This window comes from Kaistia terrae, from assembly GCF_026344005.1.
Lineage (GTDB): Bacteria > Pseudomonadota > Alphaproteobacteria > Rhizobiales > Kaistiaceae > Kaistia > Kaistia terrae.
Genome location: NZ_JAPKNH010000013.1, coordinates 25,291 through 45,531, shown reverse-complemented (window position 1 = coordinate 45,531; position 20,241 = coordinate 25,291). Strand labels below are relative to the sequence as shown.

At 65.1% G+C, this 20,241-nt stretch carries 17 protein-coding genes; 6 read left to right on the top strand and 11 right to left on the bottom strand.

The window, feature by feature from the left end:
• Positions 1–14: 14 nt before the first annotated feature.
• Complete coding sequence (locus tag OSH12_RS23470; protein WP_266346064.1) at positions 15–3,224, bottom strand: helicase-related protein; 3,210 nt, start codon at positions 3,222–3,224, stop codon at positions 15–17.
• 1,210 nt (positions 3,225–4,434) lie between these two features.
• Positions 4,435–5,307, bottom strand: coding sequence for a DUF3108 domain-containing protein (locus tag OSH12_RS23465; RefSeq protein ID WP_266346063.1), 873 nt, complete (start codon positions 5,305–5,307; stop codon positions 4,435–4,437).
• A 256-nt stretch (positions 5,308–5,563) separates the two neighbouring features.
• Between OSH12_RS23465 and rpmB the strand changes: the two genes are divergently transcribed.
• On the top strand, positions 5,564–5,869 hold the full coding sequence (gene rpmB / locus OSH12_RS23460) for a 50S ribosomal protein L28 (protein WP_266346062.1): 306 nt from the start codon (positions 5,564–5,566) through the stop codon (positions 5,867–5,869).
• An 8-nt stretch (positions 5,870–5,877) separates the two neighbouring features.
• Positions 5,878–6,516, top strand: a complete 639-nt coding sequence (locus OSH12_RS23455; protein WP_266346061.1) for a VUT family protein — start codon at positions 5,878–5,880, stop codon at positions 6,514–6,516.
• A gap of 56 nt (positions 6,517–6,572) precedes the next feature.
• Here the strand turns inward: OSH12_RS23455 and OSH12_RS23450 are convergent, their stop codons facing one another.
• From OSH12_RS23450 to OSH12_RS23430, 5 genes are all read right to left on the bottom strand, one after another.
• Positions 6,573–7,283 (bottom strand): DNA helicase, encoded by a 711-nt coding sequence (locus OSH12_RS23450; protein ID WP_266346060.1) that lies wholly within the window; start codon positions 7,281–7,283, stop codon positions 6,573–6,575.
• Positions 7,284–7,491: 208 nt separating this feature from the next.
• The gene (locus OSH12_RS23445) at positions 7,492–8,526 is read right to left on the bottom strand and encodes an esterase-like activity of phytase family protein (protein ID WP_266346059.1); all 1,035 of its coding nucleotides are present in this window, start codon (positions 8,524–8,526) and stop codon (positions 7,492–7,494) included.
• Positions 8,523–10,427, bottom strand: coding sequence for a cobaltochelatase subunit CobT (gene cobT, locus OSH12_RS23440; RefSeq protein WP_266346058.1), 1,905 nt, complete (start codon positions 10,425–10,427; stop codon positions 8,523–8,525). Before cobT ends, OSH12_RS23445 begins: the two co-directional genes overlap by 4 nt.
• 236 nt (positions 10,428–10,663) lie before the next feature.
• Positions 10,664–11,650: a cobaltochelatase subunit CobS gene (cobS, locus tag OSH12_RS23435; protein ID WP_266346057.1), complete on the bottom strand. Its 987-nt coding sequence runs from the start codon at positions 11,648–11,650 to the stop codon at positions 10,664–10,666.
• 102 nt (positions 11,651–11,752) lie between these two features.
• A complete protein-coding gene (locus OSH12_RS23430; protein ID WP_266346056.1) occupies positions 11,753–12,376 on the bottom strand; it encodes a J domain-containing protein in 624 nt (207 codons plus the stop codon).
• A gap of 69 nt (positions 12,377–12,445) precedes the next feature.
• Between OSH12_RS23430 and OSH12_RS23425 the strand changes: the two genes are divergently transcribed.
• Positions 12,446–12,709 carry a BolA family protein gene (locus OSH12_RS23425; protein ID WP_266346055.1) on the top strand — a complete coding sequence of 88 codons (264 nt, stop codon included), beginning with the start codon at positions 12,446–12,448 and terminating at the stop codon, positions 12,707–12,709.
• A gap of 334 nt (positions 12,710–13,043) precedes the next feature.
• Here the strand turns inward: OSH12_RS23425 and OSH12_RS23420 are convergent, their stop codons facing one another.
• From OSH12_RS23420 to OSH12_RS23405, 4 genes are all read right to left on the bottom strand, one after another.
• Positions 13,044–14,240 (bottom strand): L,D-transpeptidase family protein, encoded by a 1,197-nt coding sequence (locus OSH12_RS23420; protein WP_266346054.1) that lies wholly within the window; start codon positions 14,238–14,240, stop codon positions 13,044–13,046.
• Positions 14,241–14,377: 137 nt separating this feature from the next.
• Complete coding sequence (locus tag OSH12_RS23415) at positions 14,378–15,331, bottom strand: acetyl-CoA carboxylase carboxyltransferase subunit alpha (protein ID WP_266346053.1); 954 nt, start codon at positions 15,329–15,331, stop codon at positions 14,378–14,380.
• Positions 15,332–15,457: 126 nt separating this feature from the next.
• Positions 15,458–16,417, bottom strand: coding sequence for a site-specific tyrosine recombinase XerD (locus OSH12_RS23410; RefSeq protein ID WP_266346161.1), 960 nt, complete (start codon positions 16,415–16,417; stop codon positions 15,458–15,460).
• A complete protein-coding gene (locus tag OSH12_RS23405; RefSeq protein WP_266346052.1) occupies positions 16,417–16,614 on the bottom strand; it encodes a histidine kinase in 198 nt (65 codons plus the stop codon). Before OSH12_RS23405 ends, OSH12_RS23410 begins: the two co-directional genes overlap by 1 nt.
• Positions 16,615–16,795: 181 nt before the next feature.
• On the opposite strand from OSH12_RS23405, the gene OSH12_RS23400 reads away from it, so the two are divergent.
• From OSH12_RS23400 to OSH12_RS23390, 3 genes are all read left to right on the top strand, one after another.
• Positions 16,796–17,401 (top strand): shikimate kinase, encoded by a 606-nt coding sequence (locus OSH12_RS23400; RefSeq protein ID WP_266346051.1) that lies wholly within the window; start codon positions 16,796–16,798, stop codon positions 17,399–17,401.
• 10 nt (positions 17,402–17,411) lie between these two features.
• A complete protein-coding gene (gene aroB / locus OSH12_RS23395) occupies positions 17,412–18,533 on the top strand; it encodes a 3-dehydroquinate synthase (RefSeq protein WP_266346160.1) in 1,122 nt (373 codons plus the stop codon).
• 292 nt (positions 18,534–18,825) lie between these two features.
• The gene (locus OSH12_RS23390; protein WP_266346050.1) at positions 18,826–19,548 is read left to right on the top strand and encodes a cyclic nucleotide-binding domain-containing protein; all 723 of its coding nucleotides are present in this window, start codon (positions 18,826–18,828) and stop codon (positions 19,546–19,548) included.
• Positions 19,549–20,241: the final 693 nt, after the last annotated feature.

The window sequence follows — 20,241 nt, the reverse complement described above, 5'->3', positions numbered from 1 at the left end:
GCTCCGCGTCTGCGTTAACCGCCGCGCTTCTTGGCTTCCAGGTCGGCCTTGAGGGCCGCCAGAGCCGCGAAGGGCGAGTTGGGATCGATCGCGCGCTCGCGCCGGGGCTCTTCGCGACGCGGCTGCGGCGCGCTCTGACCCGGACGATCGCCGCCCTTGTTGCGGTGATCATTGCCGGGACGATCGTTGCGACGACCGTCGCGATCGCCCTGCGGACGCTCGCCGCCACGCTCGGGACGAGGTCCACGCGCCTGCTGCGGACGGCCCTGGCGGCGTGCTTCGCCATCCTGCGGGCGACCACGGCCGCCTTCGCGACCTTCCGGCCTGGCGTCGCCCGTCGCGGCATCGGCCGAAGCCGGAGCGTTGTTCGGACGGCGACGGTTGTCGGCGCGCTGCGGCGGACGACGGTCGAAACGACCCGGACGCCAGACATCGATCATTTCCGGCTCGGCAGGCGCAGCCGCTTCCGCCGTGGCGGCCTCGGCCGTCTCGACATCGGCTGTTTCCAGCGACGGCGCATCGACGACCGGCGTGGCGTCGGCCTCGGGAGCCTCGGCCGGAGCTTCCGCTTCGGTCGTGATTTCGGTTGTTTCCACCGTCTCTTCCGAGACGACGGTCTCGACCGGAGCCACCTCGGCCTCAGCCGGGGCCTCGCTCGCGGTTTCCGTCTCGACTGTCTCTTCCGAAGCGATCGTCACGACCGGCGCGGCTTCAACGGCCGCCGGAGTTGCCTCGACGGCGGCAGGCGCCGCCTTGGGCGGTGCCGGACGGCGGTCGAGACGATAACCCAGGGACTTCAGCACGCCGGCGAAATCCTCGCCCGAGCAGCCCAGAAGCGACGTCATGGCGACGGTGATGGTGAAACCATTGCCGTCGACGGCGCCCTCGGGCGGCACGAGATTGTCGGAAGTCGGCTTCCAGGCAATCAGCGGGCGGATGATATCGGCCAGGCGCTCGAGGATATCGATGCGGACGGCGCGATTGCCGGCGATGCGATAGCCGACGACCTTGTAGAGCGGCCGCGCGAACGTCGGATCGACCGGCACCGTGGTGCGGCCGGTGGCCGACAGCTGCGGCAGCTCGGCCAGGCCCGGCGCGTCGAGGCCGTGGTTCTTCAGCGCCCACAGCATGGCGTTCAGCGCGCTCGGGGCGGGCTTCAGCAGGGCCGGGACGTAGATGTGATAGGCGCCGAAACGGACGCCGAGCTTGCGCAGGCCGGCGCGCGAATCCTGGTCGAGACCCTTGATCTCGTCCGCGAGTTCCGAACGCTCCAGCACGCCCTGTCCCTCGACGAGACGGAAGGCGATGCCGCGTGCAGGCGCCGAAAGCTCGACACCGGCCAGCAATTCGAACAAGGGCTTCAGCAGCGTCTCGACATGGCTCTTCAGCCAGATGTCGACGCGATCCTGCACGCGTTCGCGCGCCGGGCCGGTCAGGCCTTCATCGGACAAGACGACGAAGCGCGGCTTCAGCGCGTCATCGGTTGCGACGATCCGCGCGACAGGCGCGCCGAGCCAGCGCAACGTGCCGTCGGTCGACAGCACGAATTCGGGATTGGGCGCGTTGCCGAATTTCTCGGCACGGCGTTCGATTTCGCCTGCAAGGGCTTTCTGGGCAACCGCCCCGATCGCTTTGGCGTCCGGTCCGTCGGCCTGGGGATCTGGCGTGAAGCGGAAACCCTGCAGGCTTCCGACATGCTGTCCCTCGACCAGCACATCGCCGGAGGTCGTGATTTCTGCTTCGAGCATGGCGTTTTCTCTGAGCCGCTTCATCAGTACACTGGTGCGTCGATCCACAAAACGCTGAGTCAGCCTCTCGTGGAGCGCATCGGAAAGACGATCCTCTATAGCGCGCGTGCGCTCCTGCCAATGGCGAGGATCTTTAAGCCAGTTAGGCCGGTTTGCCGCAAAGGTCCATGTCCGAATGTGTGCAATGCGGTTGGCAAGCGTATCGATATCGCCATCTGTGCGATCTGCAAAGGCGACTTGACGCTGAAACCAGTCGTCGGGAACCGCCCCGTCGCGGGCGACGAAGGTAAAAATATCGCCGACCAGCTCGGCGTGATTAGCCGGTGCAATGCGTCGATAATCAGGCGTCTGGCAGATATCCCAGAGAAGTTCGAGCCGTTCGCGCCGGTTGGCCAGCCCCCTTATGCCGGGATCGCGGGAGAGGATTTCGAGGACCGTAACGTCTTCCGAGGGCGGCGCCTTCGACAGGCCTTCCATGGCCGGCGGGCGGTCCAAACTGGCGCGAAGCGTATCGATTGAGCGGAAATCGAGCGCGCGATTGCGCCATTGCAGCGTTCGCACCGACATGAAGTGGTGGCTTTCCAGCGCCTCGATCAGCTCGTCCTCGAACGGGTCGACCTGGCCCGTCACGCCAAAGGTGCCGTCGCGCGTATGCCGTCCGGCGCGCCCGGCAATCTGGCCAAGCTCGGCTGCCGTCAGCCGGCGATACTGGAATCCGTCAAATTTGCGTTCCTGCGCGAAGGCGACATGGTCGACGTCGAGATTGAGGCCCATGCCGATGGCGTCGGTCGCCACCAGAAAATCGACATCGCCCGATTGATAAAGTTCGACCTGGGCGTTTCTCGTCCGGGGAGAAAGGGAGCCAAGCACCACGGCGGCGCCGCCGCGTTGCCGGCGAATCAGTTCGGCGACCGCATAAACCTCGTCGGCCGAGAAGGCGACGACGGCCGAGCGGCGGGGTAGGCGGGTGATCTTTTTCGAGCCGGCATAGGTCAGCATCGACATGCGCGGCCGGGTGACGATCTCGATGCCCGGCAGCAATTTTTCCAGAATGCCGCGCATGGTGGCGGCGCCGAGCAGCAGCGTCTCGTCGCGCCCGCGCAGGTTCAGCAGTCGGTCGGTGAAGACATGGCCGCGATCGAGATCGGCCGCCAGCTGGATTTCGTCGATGGCCACGAACGAGACGTCGGTATGGGAGGGCAGGGCCTCGACCGTGCAGACGCGAAAACGCGGATTGGGCGGGACGATCTTTTCCTCGCCCGTGATCAGCGCCACCGATTCCGCGCCGATGCGGGCAACGACCCGTCCATAGACCTCGCGCGCCAAAAGCCGCAGCGGCAGGCCGATGATGCCGGAGGAGTGGGCCAGCATCCGCTCGATCGCCAGATGCGTCTTGCCGGTATTGGTCGGCCCCAGGACGGCAGTGACATTGCGCCCGCCCGCTCCGGCGCCAGGGGGTCTTATCCGTTCATGCATATCGCGGGCGGTCTCACTTCCAGATCAACGCTTCCGAACCTGTCCTCTGTATCATGTCGATACAGTGACCCGCTCGGATCCTTGCCGCAAAGGGTTCCGGTTAAGGTTTGGAACCTTTCTAGAACAAACGATGTCCGAATCGCTGACTCGTCGGAAATCGCTTTCTGTTCACCCCCATATATGTGCCGGCTCGGCGCGAGTGCCACGAAATAGTGCCGTGAACCCCGCGTCATCGACGGAAAAACACCGTCTGGCATTAACCTTTGCCGGTTCGGCACTGAGCCAGCGTGGTTAGCAAAAGGTAAATTGTTTCAAGGGCTTTTGACCGATCGCGTTAAGGATCGGGCCGAACCCAGAACGGAGCATGGACGAATCGCTGGCGTATCAGGGTTCCGCATTCGTGCCCACGAGCGGTGGTGTGGCTTTTCAATTCGGCCACTGGATGTCGGGGCGCTGTCTTGGCCCGGCTATATTGGCCGGGGCTGATCCGGGGGCGCATGGTTAAGGCTGGATGGCAGAGTGTTGCAATCCGGGACAGTCACTCAATTCGCAACCCACCGCCCCAACATGCCGAGGAGGCCCGAAGGGCCGACTCGATTTTGCGGGGGGAGTGCCGGGTTGCATCGAGGTCGTGCGTCCTTCGAGACGGCTTTCTGCGAAAGCCCCTCAGGATGATGGAGTCTGGCATTTGGCAGGACGGCCGGTAGCTAGAACAAGATCCATCATCTTTGAAGCATCCTTCTTCACCTCTGCCTGAGGGAGAGGTCGACGGCCGCAGGCCGGCGGGTGAGGGTTTACGGCCTCACCGGATGGTTCCCTAAACCCTCTCCCGGCTCTTCGAGCCGACCTCTCCCTCAGGGAGAGGTGAAAGGTCGGAATCGACCCCGATGGATCTTGCTCTAAAGCTCGAGGTCGTGAGGGTCTCCAGAACCTCCTCCATCGATGCAATTCAAAACCCCCATCATGCTGAGGAGGCCCGGAGGGCCGTCTCGAAGCACGCACAGGGGCCGAGCAGGGCGCAAACTGGCACCCGGATATCCCCAACGCTCCGGCGTCATCCCGGGCGGAGGCCCGGGATCCATTCAGCCGGGAAGATAGGGAGCCAGGCGCTCGATGCGACGGCTGCATGGGTTCCCGCTTTCGCGGGAATGACGGCGAGCGTTTGGGTGCGACGGCCAGCGTAAGGCGATCCAAAAAGCCTCAGCGACCGCTATTCCGCCGAGGCGCGCTGGGTCTCGGTATGGCCGACGAAGCGGGAGGCGTGGATGGTCAGCATGCCCACTTCAGTGCCGATCTGCATCCGGAAGGGCATCATCACGCCGAGGCTCTCGACCGGGGCCAGCCAGACTTCGAGCGTCTTGTTGTTTTCCATGTATTCGATCGCCTCGCGCGTCGGCCTGTGGCCGGCGACCGCGACATAGCGGGCGGCGCAGACGACGACCGTGCCCTTGTAGGAGCCAGGCTGGCCCTCGACCTCGGCCGTGCCCTTGTAGGATAGCTTGACGTCGAAGCGCTGCCAGCCGTCGAAGACCGGGACGGTGCGGTTGCAGGCGGCCGACGGGTTGCCCTTGACGATCGGCACGATCATCGCGCTCAGCGGATCAAAAATGTTGCGCTTGTGCTGCGGCAACAGGGGAACGCGATCCGCCTTCTTGGCCAGGGGCGGCATGGCGGCCACATTGATGATGGTGCCGGCCTTCATCTGCATCGAGACGGTGCTGTTGCGCTGGCCGTTCTCGCTGGTATCCAGCATGTAGGCCGCAGGCAGGATCCGCGAGCCGACAATGCGGCCGCTGCTCTTCAACAGGCCCTTGCCGTCGGAGACGAAGCGGCTGACGCCGCTGGTCGTGCCGCGAACCGTGATCGTGTAGCCCTTGCCGTCAAATACCGTGTCGAGCGCGAACCGACCGATGGTCATTCCGCCAAGCAGAATGTTATATTCGCCGTCTACCGTGCCGATCTTCGGCGTGGCGGCGGGAGCGGCTTCCGCCTTCGGTACGACGAAAGTCGATGCCAGAATGCCGGCCGAGATCGTGGCCAGCATCGGCAGGACAAAGGTACGGAGAAGGCGGGGCGATCGCATGGGATTGTTCCGTCGAAGAGGGCAGCCGAACCCGATTCCCGCCGGCTTCACAGCCGGGGCTTCGAGCCCGTGATCGATGCCCCCAAATCACTTCGCGTGATTCTATGTGATTTGCACCGCCTTCGTCACTAGTCATCGCATGCTGAAAGCTTGACGACCGCAGCTTCGGCCACTATGAGAAGGCCCACTTTCCGATACCCCTGCTGCTATGAATGCCGAGCCCGGCGCGTTGCGGCGGAAAAGAAGGATTTCTGTTATGTCCCGTGTCTGCGAGTTGACCGGCAAGGCCGTTATGACCGGCAACACCGTCAGCCATGCCAACAACAGGGCGCGCCGTCGCTACCTGCCGAACCTCGTCAATGTGACGTTGATCAGCGATGCGCTCGGCCGCAGCTTCAAGCTCCGCGTTTCGGCTTACGGCCTGCGTTCGGTTGAGCACCGTGGTGGTCTCGACGCGTACCTGGCCAAGGCTAGCGCCAGCGAGCTGTCCGATCGCGCCCTGACGCTGAAGCGCGCTATCGCCAAGAAGACCGCTGGCGTGGAAGCCGTCGTAGCCGCTTGAGGCCTTCGATGATCAAGCCCGGTCACATCGTTGCGGCCGCCTTCATGGCGGCCGTTGTCGTTCTGTCCAACATCCTCGTCCAGTATCCGGTCGATGCGATGGTGGGCAGGCTTGCGCTCGCCGATATCCTGACCTGGGGCGCGTTCACCTATCCGTTCGCCTTCTTCATCAGCGACCTGACCAACCGACGCTACGGCCCGAACGTGGCGCGCATTGTCGTGCTGGTCGGCTTCGTCTGCGCCATCGTGGTGTCCTTCAAGCTGGCGACGCCGCGTCTCGCGATCGCGTCCGGCACGGCATACCTGTTTGGCCAGCTGCTCGATATCAGCCTGTTTGCGCGGCTGCGTCGTCAGGCCTGGTGGCGGGCGCCGCTGGCGGCTTCGGTCGTTGGCTCGGTGATCGACACGGCGATCTTCTTCACGCTCGCCTTTGCACCGTTTGCCGCCTTCCTCGGCCCGAACGATTCCTTCGCGCTCGAATCGGCGCCGCTTCTGGGCGTGTTGTCGATTGCCAGTGCGCGCTGGATGTCGTGGGCGCTGGGCGATCTGACGGTCAAGCTCTGCGCGGCCCTGCTGCTGCTGGCGCCTTATCGCGCGCTGATGCGGTATGTGCTGTCCTGGCCCGACGCGCAGAGAAGCCCGGCCTGACCGGCTCCCAACAAATAGAAAAAGCCCCGCTTCGGCGGGGCTTTTTTTATGCTTGGTTATGCCGCTTGAAAGCGGACCTCGCCGCCGTTCAGGAAGCAGGTGTGGTTGAACAGCGAAAGGTCCAACGGGTTTGGCAGCCGGACATCGCCGATATCGGGAAACGCCTTGCTAGCCGGATCGTAGGTGCGGTCGATTTGGGAAATGAAGACGAGGATCAGCGCCCGCTTCTGGGCAAAGGCCCGCAGGGTACGGATCTGCGTCATCAGGTCGGGGTTCTCGCGGCGCTGGTCGAGCAGTTGCAGGTAGTCGACGACCGCCAGCGTGCCGGGTGGCGCCGTGGCGAGAGTCTGGATGATGGTGTCGGCGCTGATCGCGTCGGAACTGTCGAAGGCGAACAGACCGCTGGCCAGCATCGCCTCCGCGCCGATGGCCCGAAGCCGATCGATGATCTCGCTCCCGGTATATTCCAGCGTGAAAAACACGCCGCGATGGCCGGCCCGCATCGCCTCGACGGCCAGTTCCAGGCTCAGCAGGGTCTTGCCCTGGCGAGGACGTGCGCCAACCAGAACCAGATCGCCGGGGGAAAGCCGGGCGTAAAGCCGCGCGGCCGGCGAGATCGCCGCTGCCTTGGCGATGAGCAGGCTCCAGGCAGAAAACCCTTCGCTCGCGGCGATCCGGTTGAGCGCGGCGTGCAGGGGAATCCCTTCGCTGCGGGACAGAAGCCGGGCGTTTCGCTTCAACTGGTGGACGGGGGCGGACAGAATCATGGCGCAAACCTCCTATTGCGAGCGGGTTTGGCAATCCCTCCTTATGCGCAGGCTCGAACAGTTGGTTCGAAAGATCGTCCGTCGCCCTGCATGAAGGATGCTGTCCCGGCTGGAGGGGGGAGGCGTGGGCCGCGCCAGAATCAAAGCATAGCTGATCGCGCGGCGGCCGAGAATGCTGGGCGGGCTGGCTCGCGCGAAAAAGGCGGGATCAATTGACGGCGGTGCTGGGAGCGCTGCCCGGACCTTGCCAGATGAATTCGAGGATCAGGGTGCGCTGCAGGACGCTCAGATTGTCGTCCGACACCAGCGTGATGCGCGTCCGGCCTTCCTCGTCGGTCGTGACGGCGAGGCCTTCCATGTTGTCGATCTGGTTCAGCATGTCGGCGTTCATCACGATGGGGCCGTCGACGAGCGCGCCGGGGCGGATCGTGTCGCCTGAAATGCGGCGCAACCGCATGCCGACGCCATAGGGCATGATCACCCGTCGCTCCAGCAGCAGCAGGTCGCCATTCGGCAGGAAGGCGCCGTCGGTCACATCGAAATCGTCGCTGCGCACGACGGTGAAGGCGCCGGCGAGCGGCCCGCGCACGATCCAGGCGCGATGATTGCGCCTCTTGTCGAGCGAGCGTTCCGCGACCAGCACAGGGGATCCGGCAAGCGCGCTGTCGGCCGGCGCAAGCGCCACGGTTTCGAGGCCGCTGTTGCGGACCAGTCCGGTTGCCGAACGCGGCAGCTTGACCGGTTCGGGCCTGGCGAGCGAAAGGTCGGGATTGGCGCGGTAGAGGCGAAGCTCGTTGGCCTGCTCGAACGAGACATAGGCCGCCTCGCGACCGTCGATCGTCGTCAGCCGCAGCCCTTCGGCGTCGGCGTTGCTCTTGATGCCGAGCGGCTTGCCCTTGCTGTTCAACATCGGCGCCCCTTCGGCGTCGCTTATGCCGACCAGGCGCCCCGCCTCCCGCTCCAGCGTGCCGCGGAACCAGTAGCCCGTATCCGAGATGGCGACGAAGCTCTTGCCGTCCGGCCTGAAATCGATGCCCGACAGGCCGCCGAAGGCGCGGTTGGTCGAGGTCAGCGTCAGCCCACCGGCAAATTCGAATTCGCCGAACTGGGTCTGGCCGCGGCCGATGAGGAACTTGTCGATCCGCGTGGTGCGGACGGGCTCCGGCAGGAAGCCGGCGGCCAGTGCGATGCCGGCCGACCCGGCCAGGATCATCGCACAGAGGGCCGCCAGCGCGTGCCTCATCGCGTGCCGGTCCGCCGTCTCGGCGCAGCCCGGCGCACCGGCGCCTGGTGCTCGTCAAACAGCTCGGCCAGCTTTTCCGTCATCGCGCCGGCCAGTTCTTCGGCGTCGACGATGGTCACGGCGCGGCTGTAATAGCGCGTCACGTCATGGCCGATGCCGATGGCGATCAGTTCGACCGGCGAGCGATTCTCGATCTCGTCGATGACGAAGCGCAGATGGCGCTCGAGATAGTTGCCGGTGTTCACCGACAGCGTCGAATCGTCGACCGGCGCGCCGTCCGAGATCATCATCAGGATCTTGCGCTGTTCGGTGCGCGCCAGCAGGCGCTGATGCGCCCAGTCCAGCGCCTCGCCGTCGATGTTTTCCTTGAGCAGGCCTTCGCGCATCATCAGGCCGAGGTTGCGCTTGGCGCGCCGCCAGGGCGCGTCGGCGGCCTTGTAGATGATGTGGCGCAGATCGTTCAGGCGGCCAGGAGCGGCCGGCTTGCCGGCCTGCAGCCATGCCTCGCGCGACTGCCCGCCCTTCCAGGCGCGCGTCGTGAAGCCGAGGATCTCGACCTTGACGCCGCAACGCTCCAGCGTGCGCGCCAGGATGTCGGCGCAGGTCGCCGCGACCGTGATCGGTCTGCCGCGCATAGAACCGGAATTGTCGATCAGCAGCGTCACGACGGTATCGCGGAAATTGGTTTCCTTCTCGATCTTGAAGGAGAGCGGCTGCATCGGATCGGTGACGACGCGGTGGAGCCGCGCCGGATCCAGCATTCCCTCTTCGCGATCGAAATCCCATGAGCGGTTCTGCTGCGCCATCAACCGGCGTTGCAGCCGGTTGGCGAGACGGCCAACGGCGCCCTGCAGGTTGGAAAGCTGCTTGTCGAGGAAGCCGCGCAGCCGGTCCAGCTCCGCCGCGTCACAAAGATCCTCGGCCTTGATCGTCTCGTCGAAACGCTGGGTGAAGGCCTTGTAGTCGATGGTCGGATGGGCGTTGGAGAACGGGCCATCCTGCCGCTTGGCTTCGCCGGCGTCGCGCGCATCCTCGGCGTCCTCGCCGTCGGAATCGTCTTCCGCGCCGGCTTCGGTCGTTTCGGTGTCGCCGGCCTCGGACTCGTCGCCCGTGGTCTCGGCTTCCTCGGCGGCGTCGCTGTCGGCCTGGTCGGCCTGATCCGATGCATCGTCCTTCTCGGAGCCCGAATCCTCGGAGGCGTCGTCGCCCTGGTCCTCGTTGTCGTCGTCCTCGCCCTTGCCGAGTTCATCGGCCATGTCGAGCGAGGCGAGCAGCGAACGGACGGCGGAAGCGAAGCGCTTCTGGTCGCCCACCGCGTCGGAAAGCTTGTCGAAATTCGGTCCGGCCTTGGATTCGATCCAGTCGCGCCAGAGGTCGACGATCTTTTCGGCCGATTGCGGCGGCTTCTGCCCGGTCAGCTTTTCCCGCACGAGCAGCGAGATGGCATCCTCAAGCGGGGCTTCGGACTGCTCGGTGATCTCGTGGAAATTGCCGCGGTGATAGCGGTCCTCGAGCATGGCGGCGAGGTTGCCGGCGACACCCTCCATCCGCCGCGCGCCGATCGCTTCGACGCGCGCCTGTTCGACGGCGTCGAAAATGGCGCGGGCGTTCTTGCCCTCGGGCGAAACGGCGCGGTGGATCGCGTCGTCATGGCAGGCAAGCCGCAACGCCATCGAATCGCCGAGGCCGCGCGTCACGGCGACCTCGGCCGCCGTCGGCTTGCGCGCCGGCTCGGGCAGCCGGGCGCGAAGCCCGGTCAGGATCGGCCGGTCGTTGGAAAACGAGACTTCGAGGTCCGGCTTGCCGGAAATGGCGCGCACGCAGCCGGCGACCGCGCGCTTGAACGGTTCCGTCGCCGCTTCGCCGGGTCTCTGTCTCGGATCGCTGTTGCTGCCGCTCATCTTCGCTTCCTTCTCCCTCGCCCGCCTGGCGGGAGAGGGTTGGGGTGAGGGTCTTGGGCGCCCGATCTTGTGGGAAGATCCGGGCTGCCGATCTTACGCGCAGATCCTTGCCAAGGGCTATCGACCGAAAGGGCGAGGCGGTGCGCACGAATGTGCAAGCCTCGCCAAGTCCTGGCTGGCGATGCCTTCGCCAGCCAAACCCTCTCCCGCGATGCGGGCGAGGGTTTGGGTCCGCCTTAGCTCAGCACCACATTGGCAGCCGATTCGACCAGCTCTTCGCCAAAGGCGCGCTGATAGAATTCCGCCACCAGCGAACGCTCGAGCTCGTCGCACTTGTTCAGGAAGGTCACGCGGAACGCGAAGCCGATATCGCCGAAGATCTCGGCATTCTCGGCCCAGGTGATGACCGTGCGCGGGCTCATGACGGTCGACAGGTCGCCATTGACGAAGGCCGAGCGGGTCATGTCGGCAAGCCGAACCATGCGACCGACAAGGGCGCGGCCCTTGGGATCGTCAAAGCCCTTGGCCTTCGAGACGACGATGCCGACCTCGTTGTCATGCGGCAGATAGTTCAGCGTCGTGACGATCGACCAGCGGTCCATCTGCGCCTGGTTGATCTGCTGCGTGCCGTGATAGAGGCCGGAGGTGTCGCCGAGGCCGACCGTGTTGGCGGTCGAGAACAGGCGGAAGGCCGGGTGCGGGCGGATGACGCGGTTCTGGTCGAGCAGCGTCAGGCGGCCGGACGATTCGAGCACGCGCTGGATCACGAACATCACGTCCGGGCGACCGGCGTCATATTCGTCGAACACCAGCGCGATGTTGTGCTGGTAGGCCCAGGGCAGGATGCCGTCGCGGAATTCCGTGACCTGCAGGCCGTCCTTGATGACGATCGCGTCCTTGCCGATCAGATCGATACGGCTGATATGGCTGTCGAGATTGACGCGCACGGCCGGCCAGTTGAGGCGCGAGGCGACCTGCTCGATATGGGTCGACTTGCCCGTGCCGTGATAGCCGGTGACCATGACGCGGCGGTTGTGCGCGAAGCCGGCCAGGATGGCGAGCGTGGTCGTGCGGTCGAACAGGTAGTCCGGATCCGCCTCCGGCACATGCTCGCCCGCTTGCGAGTAAGCCGGCACACGAAGGTCGGTATCGATACCGAAGACCTCCCGGACGGAAATCGTCGTATCGGGCAGGGCGGTGCGATCAGTCGTCGTCTCAGTCATGTCTGCTCCGTCGCATCCAGCGGACGCTTGCGGTCGGGTTCAAGGCGGGAGGGCCAAACTGAAGATTCCGCTCGCGGGGAGCGAGCGGAAGAGGAGGCTCTTCTAGCAGAAGCCGGCCGCTTTGAGAAAGTTATATGCCTGAATGATTTCCGCCAACTTGTCCTCGAAGCTGCGGTCACCACCATTGGCATCGGGGTGGTAGATCTTGACCAGCGATTTGTAGCGCGCCTTGATCTCGACATTCGTCTCGGAACCGTCAAGCTCCAGCGTGTCGAAGGACTTTCGCTCCAGCGTCTTGATGTGACGGACCGGCTTGGCCGGCTCCTTCATGCGGCCGGGCGTCCCGTCGAACATGTCGAACGGATCCTGCACGCCGCCGCTCCAGTCGCGCGCTGCCTCAGTCTTGACCCGCTCGCGCTGTTCGCCGGCGCTGTTGACGCCCATCGTCCAGGTCGGGCGATGGCCGGTCAGCGAATCCTTCTGGAACGCGGCGACATCGTCGTCGCCCATGCCCGAGAAGTAATTGTAGTTCTTGTTGTACAGGCGAACGTGGTCGATGCAGAAAAGGTGGAACTGTCCCTCGCGGTTTCGGCCTTTTGGCGCCTTGTGCGTGCCTTCGGCTTTGCAGCCGGCCCAGCTGCAAGGCTGGGTCGCTGGCTTCTGGGCAGTTTTGCCGGATGCGGACTTGATCCGGATCCCGTCGAACAATTTTGAATCGAGCTTCATGATGCGATTATGATAGCCACTCCGCCCACGAACAAGGCGATGGTTCGCCAGAGTGACGGAGCTTTCTCTATGAACACGAAAGAGCGGATTACGACGGCGCTGGCAAGCGCCCTGTCGCCGCAGAGCCTAGATGTGATCGACGAGTCGCATTTGCACAAGGGCCATGCCGGACATCGGGACGAGGGTGAGACCCATTTTCGCGTGTTGATCACGGCCGAAGCGTTTCGCGGCAAGAGCCGTGTGGATATCCACCGGACGATCAACACGATCCTCGCCGACGAACTCGCCGCCGGTGTCCACGCCCTCGCCATCCGCGCCAAGGCGCCGGAATAGGGGGCAACCTCGGCGCTTGGTGTCCTCGGGATTATCCCCACTCTGACGTCATCCCGGGCGAAGACCCGGGATCCATTCAGCTGCGAATTCGGGAACCAAATCGCCAGAAGCTCTGGCTGCATGGGTTCCCGCCTTCGCGGGAATGACGGCGAGCGCGGGTGCGCGGGATATGCTGGAATCGCAAGCAAGCCCCTCACCCAACCCTCTCCCGCAAGCGGGCGAGGGCTTTTCGGCCGCAGCTTGATGGCGGAAAGAGAGCCGCCGTCTTTCGGGACGCGGCGCGGCCCGCCCCCTCTCCCGCGAGCGGGAGAGGGCTGGGGTGAGGGCCTTTTGGCTACGAGGGCTGGCGCTTCTTGAACTTGTCCCAGAAGCCCGGCTTCTTCTCGACCGGCGCCGGAGCATAGACATCGGCCGCAGGATCCGCCGTCATGCGGACGGGCGACGGCACCGGCAGCGGCATTTCGGGAGCCGGGACACCGTCGATTGCCATCGAGGCGGCGTTGCCCATCGGTTCCGCCGCGGCGACCGGGGTGAAGGCGGCGGGGGCCGAGGCAACGGCTTCGGCTTCCAGCGATGCCTGGCGCGCGGCAGCGTCGGTCACGGCCTTCGAGGCGGCAACCTGGTCCTGCCCGTCGAGCTTGGCGGCCGTGGCGAGGAAGATTTGCTGGTCCTTCGACTGCTTCTGCTTCACCGCCGCGTCGAGCCATTCCGGCACGCGCATGTTGGCCGGGCAGGCAGCCGCGGCGTTGAGCTTGGCGCCGCCGGTATCGACGTTGAACACGTAGCTCTTGCCGCAGACGCCGACGACGGGCGGCTTGCGCGTCACTTCGAAGTGGTCGTTGCCGTCCTTCAGCATCTTCCAGAACGGCATGTTCGGGTCGTTGCGATGCTTGGCCATGTTCTCGGCCGTCATGCGGAACGGATAAAGGTGGACCTCGAACGAGCGCTGGCCGCCGATGAACGAATCGCGGGCGAGCCAGTAGATCTCGCCGGCGGATTCGTCGGTCATCGAATAGCAGCCGGCCGACGAGCAGGCGCCATGCACCATCAGGCTGTTGCCGGTGCGGCCCCAGGCATCGTCATAGGCATTGGGGAAGCCGATGTTGAACGACAGGTAGTATTGGGAGTTCGGATTCATCTGGCCGGGCTTGACCGTATAGAAGCCCTCCGGCGCCTGACGGTCGCCTTCTTTGATCTTGGGGCCAAGCTTTCCGGACCATTTGCAGATTGCATAGGTCTTGAGGAGTCCGTAGCTGCCGTCGCGGCGCTGCTTCCAGACCTCGAACTCGGACGTTTCCTTGAAGGAGCGGATATAGATCGGCGCCTTCGCATCCATGTTCAGCTGCTCCATCTTCGCCTTGAGCTTGGCGGGGAGCGGCTTCATGTGCTTGGGGACGCCGCCATCCTGGCAAGCGGCGAGCACGAGGCCGACCGCGAGCAACAGCACGGCCTTGCCCAGCCCAGACTTGTTCAGCCCAAACTTGCCCAGCACAAAATTGCGAAGACGAGAGAAAAACGCGGAACCTGGCATGCACAACCCCTGCGGAGCCTTCGCAGCCCTGCGGCGGATTGGCCCCATCCCGTCTCTGAACGACCGCGCACCACCTGCTACAGGGATGCGCGGACCGAATCAGAAGCTCAATAGACGTGAAGACGGGCGGAATCGTGTCAAAGCGACCTGCCGATCGCAAGGAACTTTTCGCGACGCTGGCGCTTGATGTCACCTTCCGAAAGGCCCTCGAACGAGGCCAGCGCATGGGCGATCGCATTGCCGGCAGCGTCGACCGTCGCGTCGGGATCGCGATGCGCGCCGCCCATCGGCTCGGGGATGATCTCGTCGATCACGCCGAAGCGGAACAGGTCCTGCGCGGTGATCTTCATGTTGGTCGCCGCATCCTGGGCGCGGCTTCCGTCGCGCCAGAGGATCGAGGCGGCGCCTTCCGGCGAGATGACGCTATAGATCGAATGCTCGAGCATCAGCACGCGATTCGCCGTGGCGATCGCGATGGCGCCGCCCGAACCGCCTTCGCCGATGATGACGGAGACGTTCGGCGTGCCGAGGCCGAGCGCTGCTTCGGTCGAGCGCGCGATCGCCTCGGCCTGGCCGCGTTCCTCGGCGTCGATGCCGGGATAGGCGCCGGCCGTGTCGACCAGCGCGATCACCGGCAGGCCGAAACGCTCGGCCAGTTCCATGATGCGCACGGCCTTGCGATAGCCCTCGGGCCGGGCCATGCCGAAATTGTGCCGCAGGCGGCTCTCGGTGTCATGGCCCTTTTCCTGGCCCATGACGGCGACAGGACGGCCACGGAAACGCCCGAAACCGGCCAGGATCGCCTGATCCTCTCCAAACTTGCGGTCGCCGGCGAGCGGCGTGAAATCGGTGAACAGCCGCTTGGCGTACTGGACGAAGTGCGGCCGGTCGGGATGGCGCGCCACCTGCGTCTTCTGCCAGGGCGTCAGCTTCGCGTAGATCTCGGCCAGAGCCTGGCCGGCCTTCGCCTCGAGCTTGGTGATTTCGTCGCCAACCGCGACGGCATCGCCTTTCTCGGCCATGGCGCGGAGTTCCTGCACCTTGCCCTGGAGATCAGCGACGGGTTTTTCGAATTCAAGAAAGGTTCGCATCCAGACCTTCAAGCCGTACAAACATGGCTATATGCGGGCGGCCGGATAGACCTCCCTGAAAGTGGCCGCACACTGGCTGTAAGGCCCGGCGGTGTCAAGCTGACGCAAGCGGAGCTTGCGGAGACGTCAGGATTTCGCCAACGGGTGATGTTCGGCGACGAGCGCCCGAAGCCGCTCCTCCAGAACATGGGTATAGATCTGCGTGGTTGAAATATCCGCATGCCCCAATAATTGCTGGACGATGCGCAAATCGGCGCCGTTCTGCAGAAGATGGCTGGCAAAGGCATGGCGCAGCACATGCGGCGACACGCGGGAAGCCGGGATGCCGGCGGCGGCGGAAAGGTCTTTCAGCTCGCGGGCAAAGGCCTGGCGGGTCAGCGTGCCGCTCTCGCCGAAGGAGGGGAACAGCCACTGGCCGCTCGGCGCCTTGCCCTCATGCTCGCGCCGCAGCGCCACATAGCGCGAGATCGCTTCCCTCGCGCGCGCCGTGAGCGGCACCATGCGTTCCTTGTTGCCCTTGCCGCGCACGATCAGCGCGCGCAGATCGGCCCTGGCTGCCGAGGACGGTAGCGCCACCAGCTCGGAAACGCGCATTCCGGAGGCGTACAGCGTCTCCAGCAGGGCGGCGAGGCGGGCGGCGCGCAACTGGGCGGCCGGCGTCTTGGCCAGCCCCACGGCGCTCTCCGCCGTTTCCAGCAGCCGGTCGACCTCGGCCTCCGAAAGCACCTTGGGGATCGGCACCTTGCGCTTGGGTCCCTCGACGATGCCGGATGGATCGTCGCCACGCACGCCTTCGGCAAACAGGAACCGATGCAGTTGGCGCAGCGCCGAAAGCCTGCGCGCCGCCGACGAGGCCGCAAAGCCGCGCAGTTCGAGATCGACCAGGTAGGCGCGGACATCGGTAAGGGCCGCGCGCTCGAAATCCAGCCCCCGATCGCCGAGGAATTCGGCATAGTCCTCGATGTCGCGGCGATAGGAAGTCAGCGTGTGCGGGGAGGCGCCCCGCTCGGCGCTCATCATCTCCAGGAACGCTTCGAGATGGTGCATGCCGGCAAGCGAGCGCCTGCCCTTGGATTTCGCGTTCATCATGGTTCCTGCAGCAGCCGGTCGGTCGGCACCCGAATGGTGATTTCGCGCGGGCTCGGCTCGACAAAATTCGCCAGCGAGAACACGACGGCATAGCCGGCAAGCGCAAGCAGGATGCAGGCGACAATGAAGCGCGACAGTGTCGGCATGAACCGGCCCCGGACCTTCTGGACAATGTAAGCTGTGGTTATGGCCATGCGCTGACGCCGATGGCAAGGGACGGTATTGCAACGGCTTGCGGCGCTCCGTGGCTAAGATCGGGTGAATTCCGGCCCTTCGGCCCTGTCTCTCTCCGCAGCCGATGCGCTGCCAATGCTTGACAGCGTCGCCCGGGTCCGGTTCTACCTCGACACAGGCTGGACGAGGAGCTGCGGGACCATGATCGAGAGCATCGTTCCAGAGACAGAGAGTACGGAACCCGAGGCCGCCCTGATCGCGGGGCTGGGTTCGCGCGCCATCGTGCTCGTCGGTCTGATGGGCGCCGGCAAGACCTCGGTCGGCAAGCGCATCGCCACAAAGCTGCATCTGCCCTTCATCGACGCCGACGCCGAGATCGAGAAGGCCGCCGACGCCACCATTCCAGAAATCTTCGCCCAGCATGGCGAGGCCTATTTTCGCGATGGCGAGCGGCGGGTGATCCGTCGCCTGCTCGACGGCAATCCCAAGGTGCTGGCGACGGGCGGTGGCGCTTTCATGAATGAGGAGACGCGCTCTGCGATCCTCGAAGGCGCTGTCTCGATCTGGCTGCGGGCCGAGCTCGATGTGCTGATGGCGCGGGTGCGCAAGCGCGCCAACCGGCCGCTGCTGCAGACCGCAGATCCGGAAGGCACGATGCGCCAGCTGATGACCGACCGCTACCCGGTCTATGCCTTGGCCAATGTCCATATCCTGTCGCGCGACGTCACCCATGAGGTCGTCGCCGACGAAACCATCGAAGCCCTGCTCGCCTTCCTGGCGGCAGAGGGTTCTGCGCAGGAAAGCTGATCTTCCGATGATGACCGCCGAAGCCTCCACCACCTCGGTCCGCGTAGCGCTCGGCGACCGCGCCTATGACATTCTGATCGGCCGCGGCCTGCTCCAGGATGCGGGCCAGGCCATCGCGAAACGTCTGCCGAAAGTGCGTGCGGCTGTTGTCACCGACGCGACGGTGGGCGCGCTGCATCTCGGCACGCTGACGGATTCACTGACCGCCGCCGGCATTCCGAGCGTGCCGATCGAAATCGCGCCCGGCGAAGCCTCGAAAAACTTTGCCACGCTCGAAGTCGTAACCCGGGCCATTTTGGCGGCGCGGCTGGAGCGCGGCGACATCGTGATCGCACTTGGCGGCGGCGTCGTCGGCGATCTGACCGGCTTCGCGGCGGCAATTGCCCGGCGCGGCATGCGCTTTGTCCAGATCCCGACCTCGCTCCTGTCGCAGGTCGACAGCTCCGTCGGTGGCAAGACCGGCATCAACACCGCCGAGGGCAAGAACCTCGTCGGCGCCTTCCACCAGCCCGATCTCGTCATCGCGGATACGGGTGTTCTGGATACCCTTTCACCCCGCGAATTCCGCGCCGGCTATGCCGAAGTCGCAAAGTACGGGCTGATCGATGATCCGGCCTTCTTCGCCTGGCTCGAGCAGAACTGGCAGGGCATCCTTTCCGGCGGTCCGGAGCGCGAACACGCGGTTGCCACCAGCTGCCGCGCCAAGGCCAAGGTGGTCGCGGCCGACGAGCACGAGACCGGCGAGCGCGCTTTGCTCAATCTCGGCCACACTTTTGGCCACGCGCTCGAATCGGCGACGGGTTATTCGCAGCGCCTGGTGCATGGCGAGGGCGTCGCCATCGGCATGGTGCTGGCGCACCAGTTCTCCGCCCGCATGAATCTCTGCTCGCCGGATGACGGCGTCCGCGTCGAGGCGCATTTGCGGTCGGTCGGGCTGCCGACGCGGCTTTCCGACGTGCCGGGCGGCTTGCCGGACGCGGAAGACCTGATGCAGCGCATCGGGCAGGACAAGAAGGTTTCGCGCGGCACGCTGACCTTCATCCTGACGCATGGTGTGGGCCAGGCCTTCATCGCCAAGGATGTGCCGCCGGCCGCCGTGCAGGCCTTCCTGACGGAAAAGCTGGCCGACTGAGTTCTTCCCAAAGGCCAAGCAAGCCCCTCACCCAACCCTCTCCCGCAAGCGGGCGAGGGCTTTTTCGGCCGGTGTGCTGTCGACGTCGAGACCGGGTGCGGCGCGCTCCCTCTCCCGCTGGCGGGAGAGGGGCGGGGTGAGCGTCTTTCGGGCGCCTGACGCTGCCGCACTCTCCCTTGTCGCGGTTTCTTCACGCGAACCGCTACACACTTCGCTCGAAAACGCTCTAGACTGAGGCACGAAAGCCCAGACCTTGTTCAGGTCGAGCGTGGCCTTCGCGGGGAGACGGTGCGTGTTTGACATCCTCGAAACGTTTGGCGGCTGGTACGACCTGCCAGCCCATATCGGCTATGTGCTGTTCGCCATCTCGTTGTTCCTGACGAACATCTTCTGGCTGCGCATCCTGCTGATCGTTTCGCTGGCATTCCAGATCATCTATTTCGCCATGGCCGGTGGTTCGCTCTACACCGGCATCGTCTGGAACATCGTCTTCATCCTGATCAATGCCTACCGGCTGGTCGCGCTGGTGCAGGCGCGCCGTGTCCTGACCAAGGCGACGCGGGGCCAGCTGCTGGGCGCGGGCGCCGACGGGGTGGTGATCGACGCGGCCAACAGCCTCGACGACACGCAGCTCGAGGAACTGATCCGGCTTGGCGAGGTCTATGACCTGGCGCCCGGCGCGCCGCTGACGACCGAGGGGGAACGGGTCGACTGGTTCTATTTCGTCACTGCCGGCCATGCCGTCGTGACGGTCGACCATGCCGAGGTCGCCCGCATTCATCCGGGCGAGTTCGTCGGCGAGGTGTCGTTCCTGACCGGCATCGTCGCGTCGGCGACGGTCAAGGCTTCGGACCGGCTGTCGGTGATCGCGTTCGACCGCGAAAAGCTGTCGCGCGCCTGCGCCGAGGATTCAAAGCTCTCCGCCGCCGTGCATCAGGTGATCGGCAACGCGCTGGCGCAAAAGCTCGTGGCCGCCAATCATCGTCACCCGGTGGCCGAGCCCATGCCTTCCTGAGCGCCGTTGCCGGCTTTTCTGGAGTGTGGGCTGCACCCGGCGTTGGGCGCTGGCTGCCCCCTACACTCGCCGTCATTCCCGCGAAGGCGGGAACCCATTCAGCCGAAACAGCTGGTGCTTTCAAGGTACACCCGGCTTGGAGCGCCATTCTTCACCTCTCCCTGAGGGAGAGGTCGACGGCCGCAGGCCGGCGGGTGAGGGTTTACGGCCTCACCGGAGAGTTCCCTAAACCCTCACCCGGCTCTACGAGCCGACCTCTCCCTCAGGGAGAGGTGGGAAGCTAGATTCCACCTAACGGGCCATGCTTCAGCCCCCGGCTTCCCGGCTGAATGGATCCCGGGTCTCCGCCCGGGATGACGCCGGAGTGGGGGCGGTGCTGCGCGGCCTTGCTCGCGCCAGTCGGACGCTCCCGGGCTTCCCGGCCTATCGACCCGTTCCCCCCATCATCCTGAGGTGCTTCGCGGAAGCGAAGCCTCGAAGGAGGATCCAGCGAAACACTCCAATTCTGACGCGCGGTGAGCCGCGTTTCATGGACCCTCCTTCGAGGCCCGGCTTCGCCGGGCACCTCAGGATGATGATCGTGTCTGTGAATCCCCCGGGTCGGGCCACCGCCAGTGCCTCTCGACTTCGCACACTCCGGCCCCAGAACAAAAAAAGAGCCCGGCACGCTGGCGCGCCGGGCTCTTTCAATTT

What these genes read in the sequence shown, in the direction of transcription:
- OSH12_RS23470 (WP_266346064.1), bottom strand. Translation starts at nt 3,224, where the DNA reads ATGCATGAACGGATAAGACCCCCTGGCGCCGGAGCGGGCGGGCGCAAT.
- OSH12_RS23465 (WP_266346063.1), bottom strand. Translation starts at nt 5,307, where the DNA reads ATGCGATCGCCCCGCCTTCTCCGTACCTTTGTCCTGCCGATGCTGGCC.
- rpmB (WP_266346062.1), top strand. Translation starts at nt 5,564, where the DNA reads ATGTCCCGTGTCTGCGAGTTGACCGGCAAGGCCGTTATGACCGGCAAC.
- OSH12_RS23455 (WP_266346061.1), top strand. Translation starts at nt 5,878, where the DNA reads ATGATCAAGCCCGGTCACATCGTTGCGGCCGCCTTCATGGCGGCCGTT.
- OSH12_RS23450 (WP_266346060.1), bottom strand. Translation starts at nt 7,283, where the DNA reads ATGATTCTGTCCGCCCCCGTCCACCAGTTGAAGCGAAACGCCCGGCTT.
- OSH12_RS23445 (WP_266346059.1), bottom strand. Translation starts at nt 8,526, where the DNA reads ATGAGGCACGCGCTGGCGGCCCTCTGTGCGATGATCCTGGCCGGGTCG.
- cobT (WP_266346058.1), bottom strand. Translation starts at nt 10,427, where the DNA reads ATGAGCGGCAGCAACAGCGATCCGAGACAGAGACCCGGCGAAGCGGCG.
- cobS (WP_266346057.1), bottom strand. Translation starts at nt 11,650, where the DNA reads ATGACTGAGACGACGACTGATCGCACCGCCCTGCCCGATACGACGATT.
- OSH12_RS23430 (WP_266346056.1), bottom strand. Translation starts at nt 12,376, where the DNA reads ATGAAGCTCGATTCAAAATTGTTCGACGGGATCCGGATCAAGTCCGCA.
- OSH12_RS23425 (WP_266346055.1), top strand. Translation starts at nt 12,446, where the DNA reads ATGAACACGAAAGAGCGGATTACGACGGCGCTGGCAAGCGCCCTGTCG.
- OSH12_RS23420 (WP_266346054.1), bottom strand. Translation starts at nt 14,240, where the DNA reads ATGCCAGGTTCCGCGTTTTTCTCTCGTCTTCGCAATTTTGTGCTGGGC.
- OSH12_RS23415 (WP_266346053.1), bottom strand. Translation starts at nt 15,331, where the DNA reads ATGCGAACCTTTCTTGAATTCGAAAAACCCGTCGCTGATCTCCAGGGC.
- OSH12_RS23410 (WP_266346161.1), bottom strand. Translation starts at nt 16,417, where the DNA reads ATGAACGCGAAATCCAAGGGCAGGCGCTCGCTTGCCGGCATGCACCAT.
- OSH12_RS23405 (WP_266346052.1), bottom strand. Translation starts at nt 16,614, where the DNA reads ATGGCCATAACCACAGCTTACATTGTCCAGAAGGTCCGGGGCCGGTTC.
- OSH12_RS23400 (WP_266346051.1), top strand. Translation starts at nt 16,796, where the DNA reads ATGATCGAGAGCATCGTTCCAGAGACAGAGAGTACGGAACCCGAGGCC.
- aroB (WP_266346160.1), top strand. Translation starts at nt 17,412, where the DNA reads ATGACCGCCGAAGCCTCCACCACCTCGGTCCGCGTAGCGCTCGGCGAC.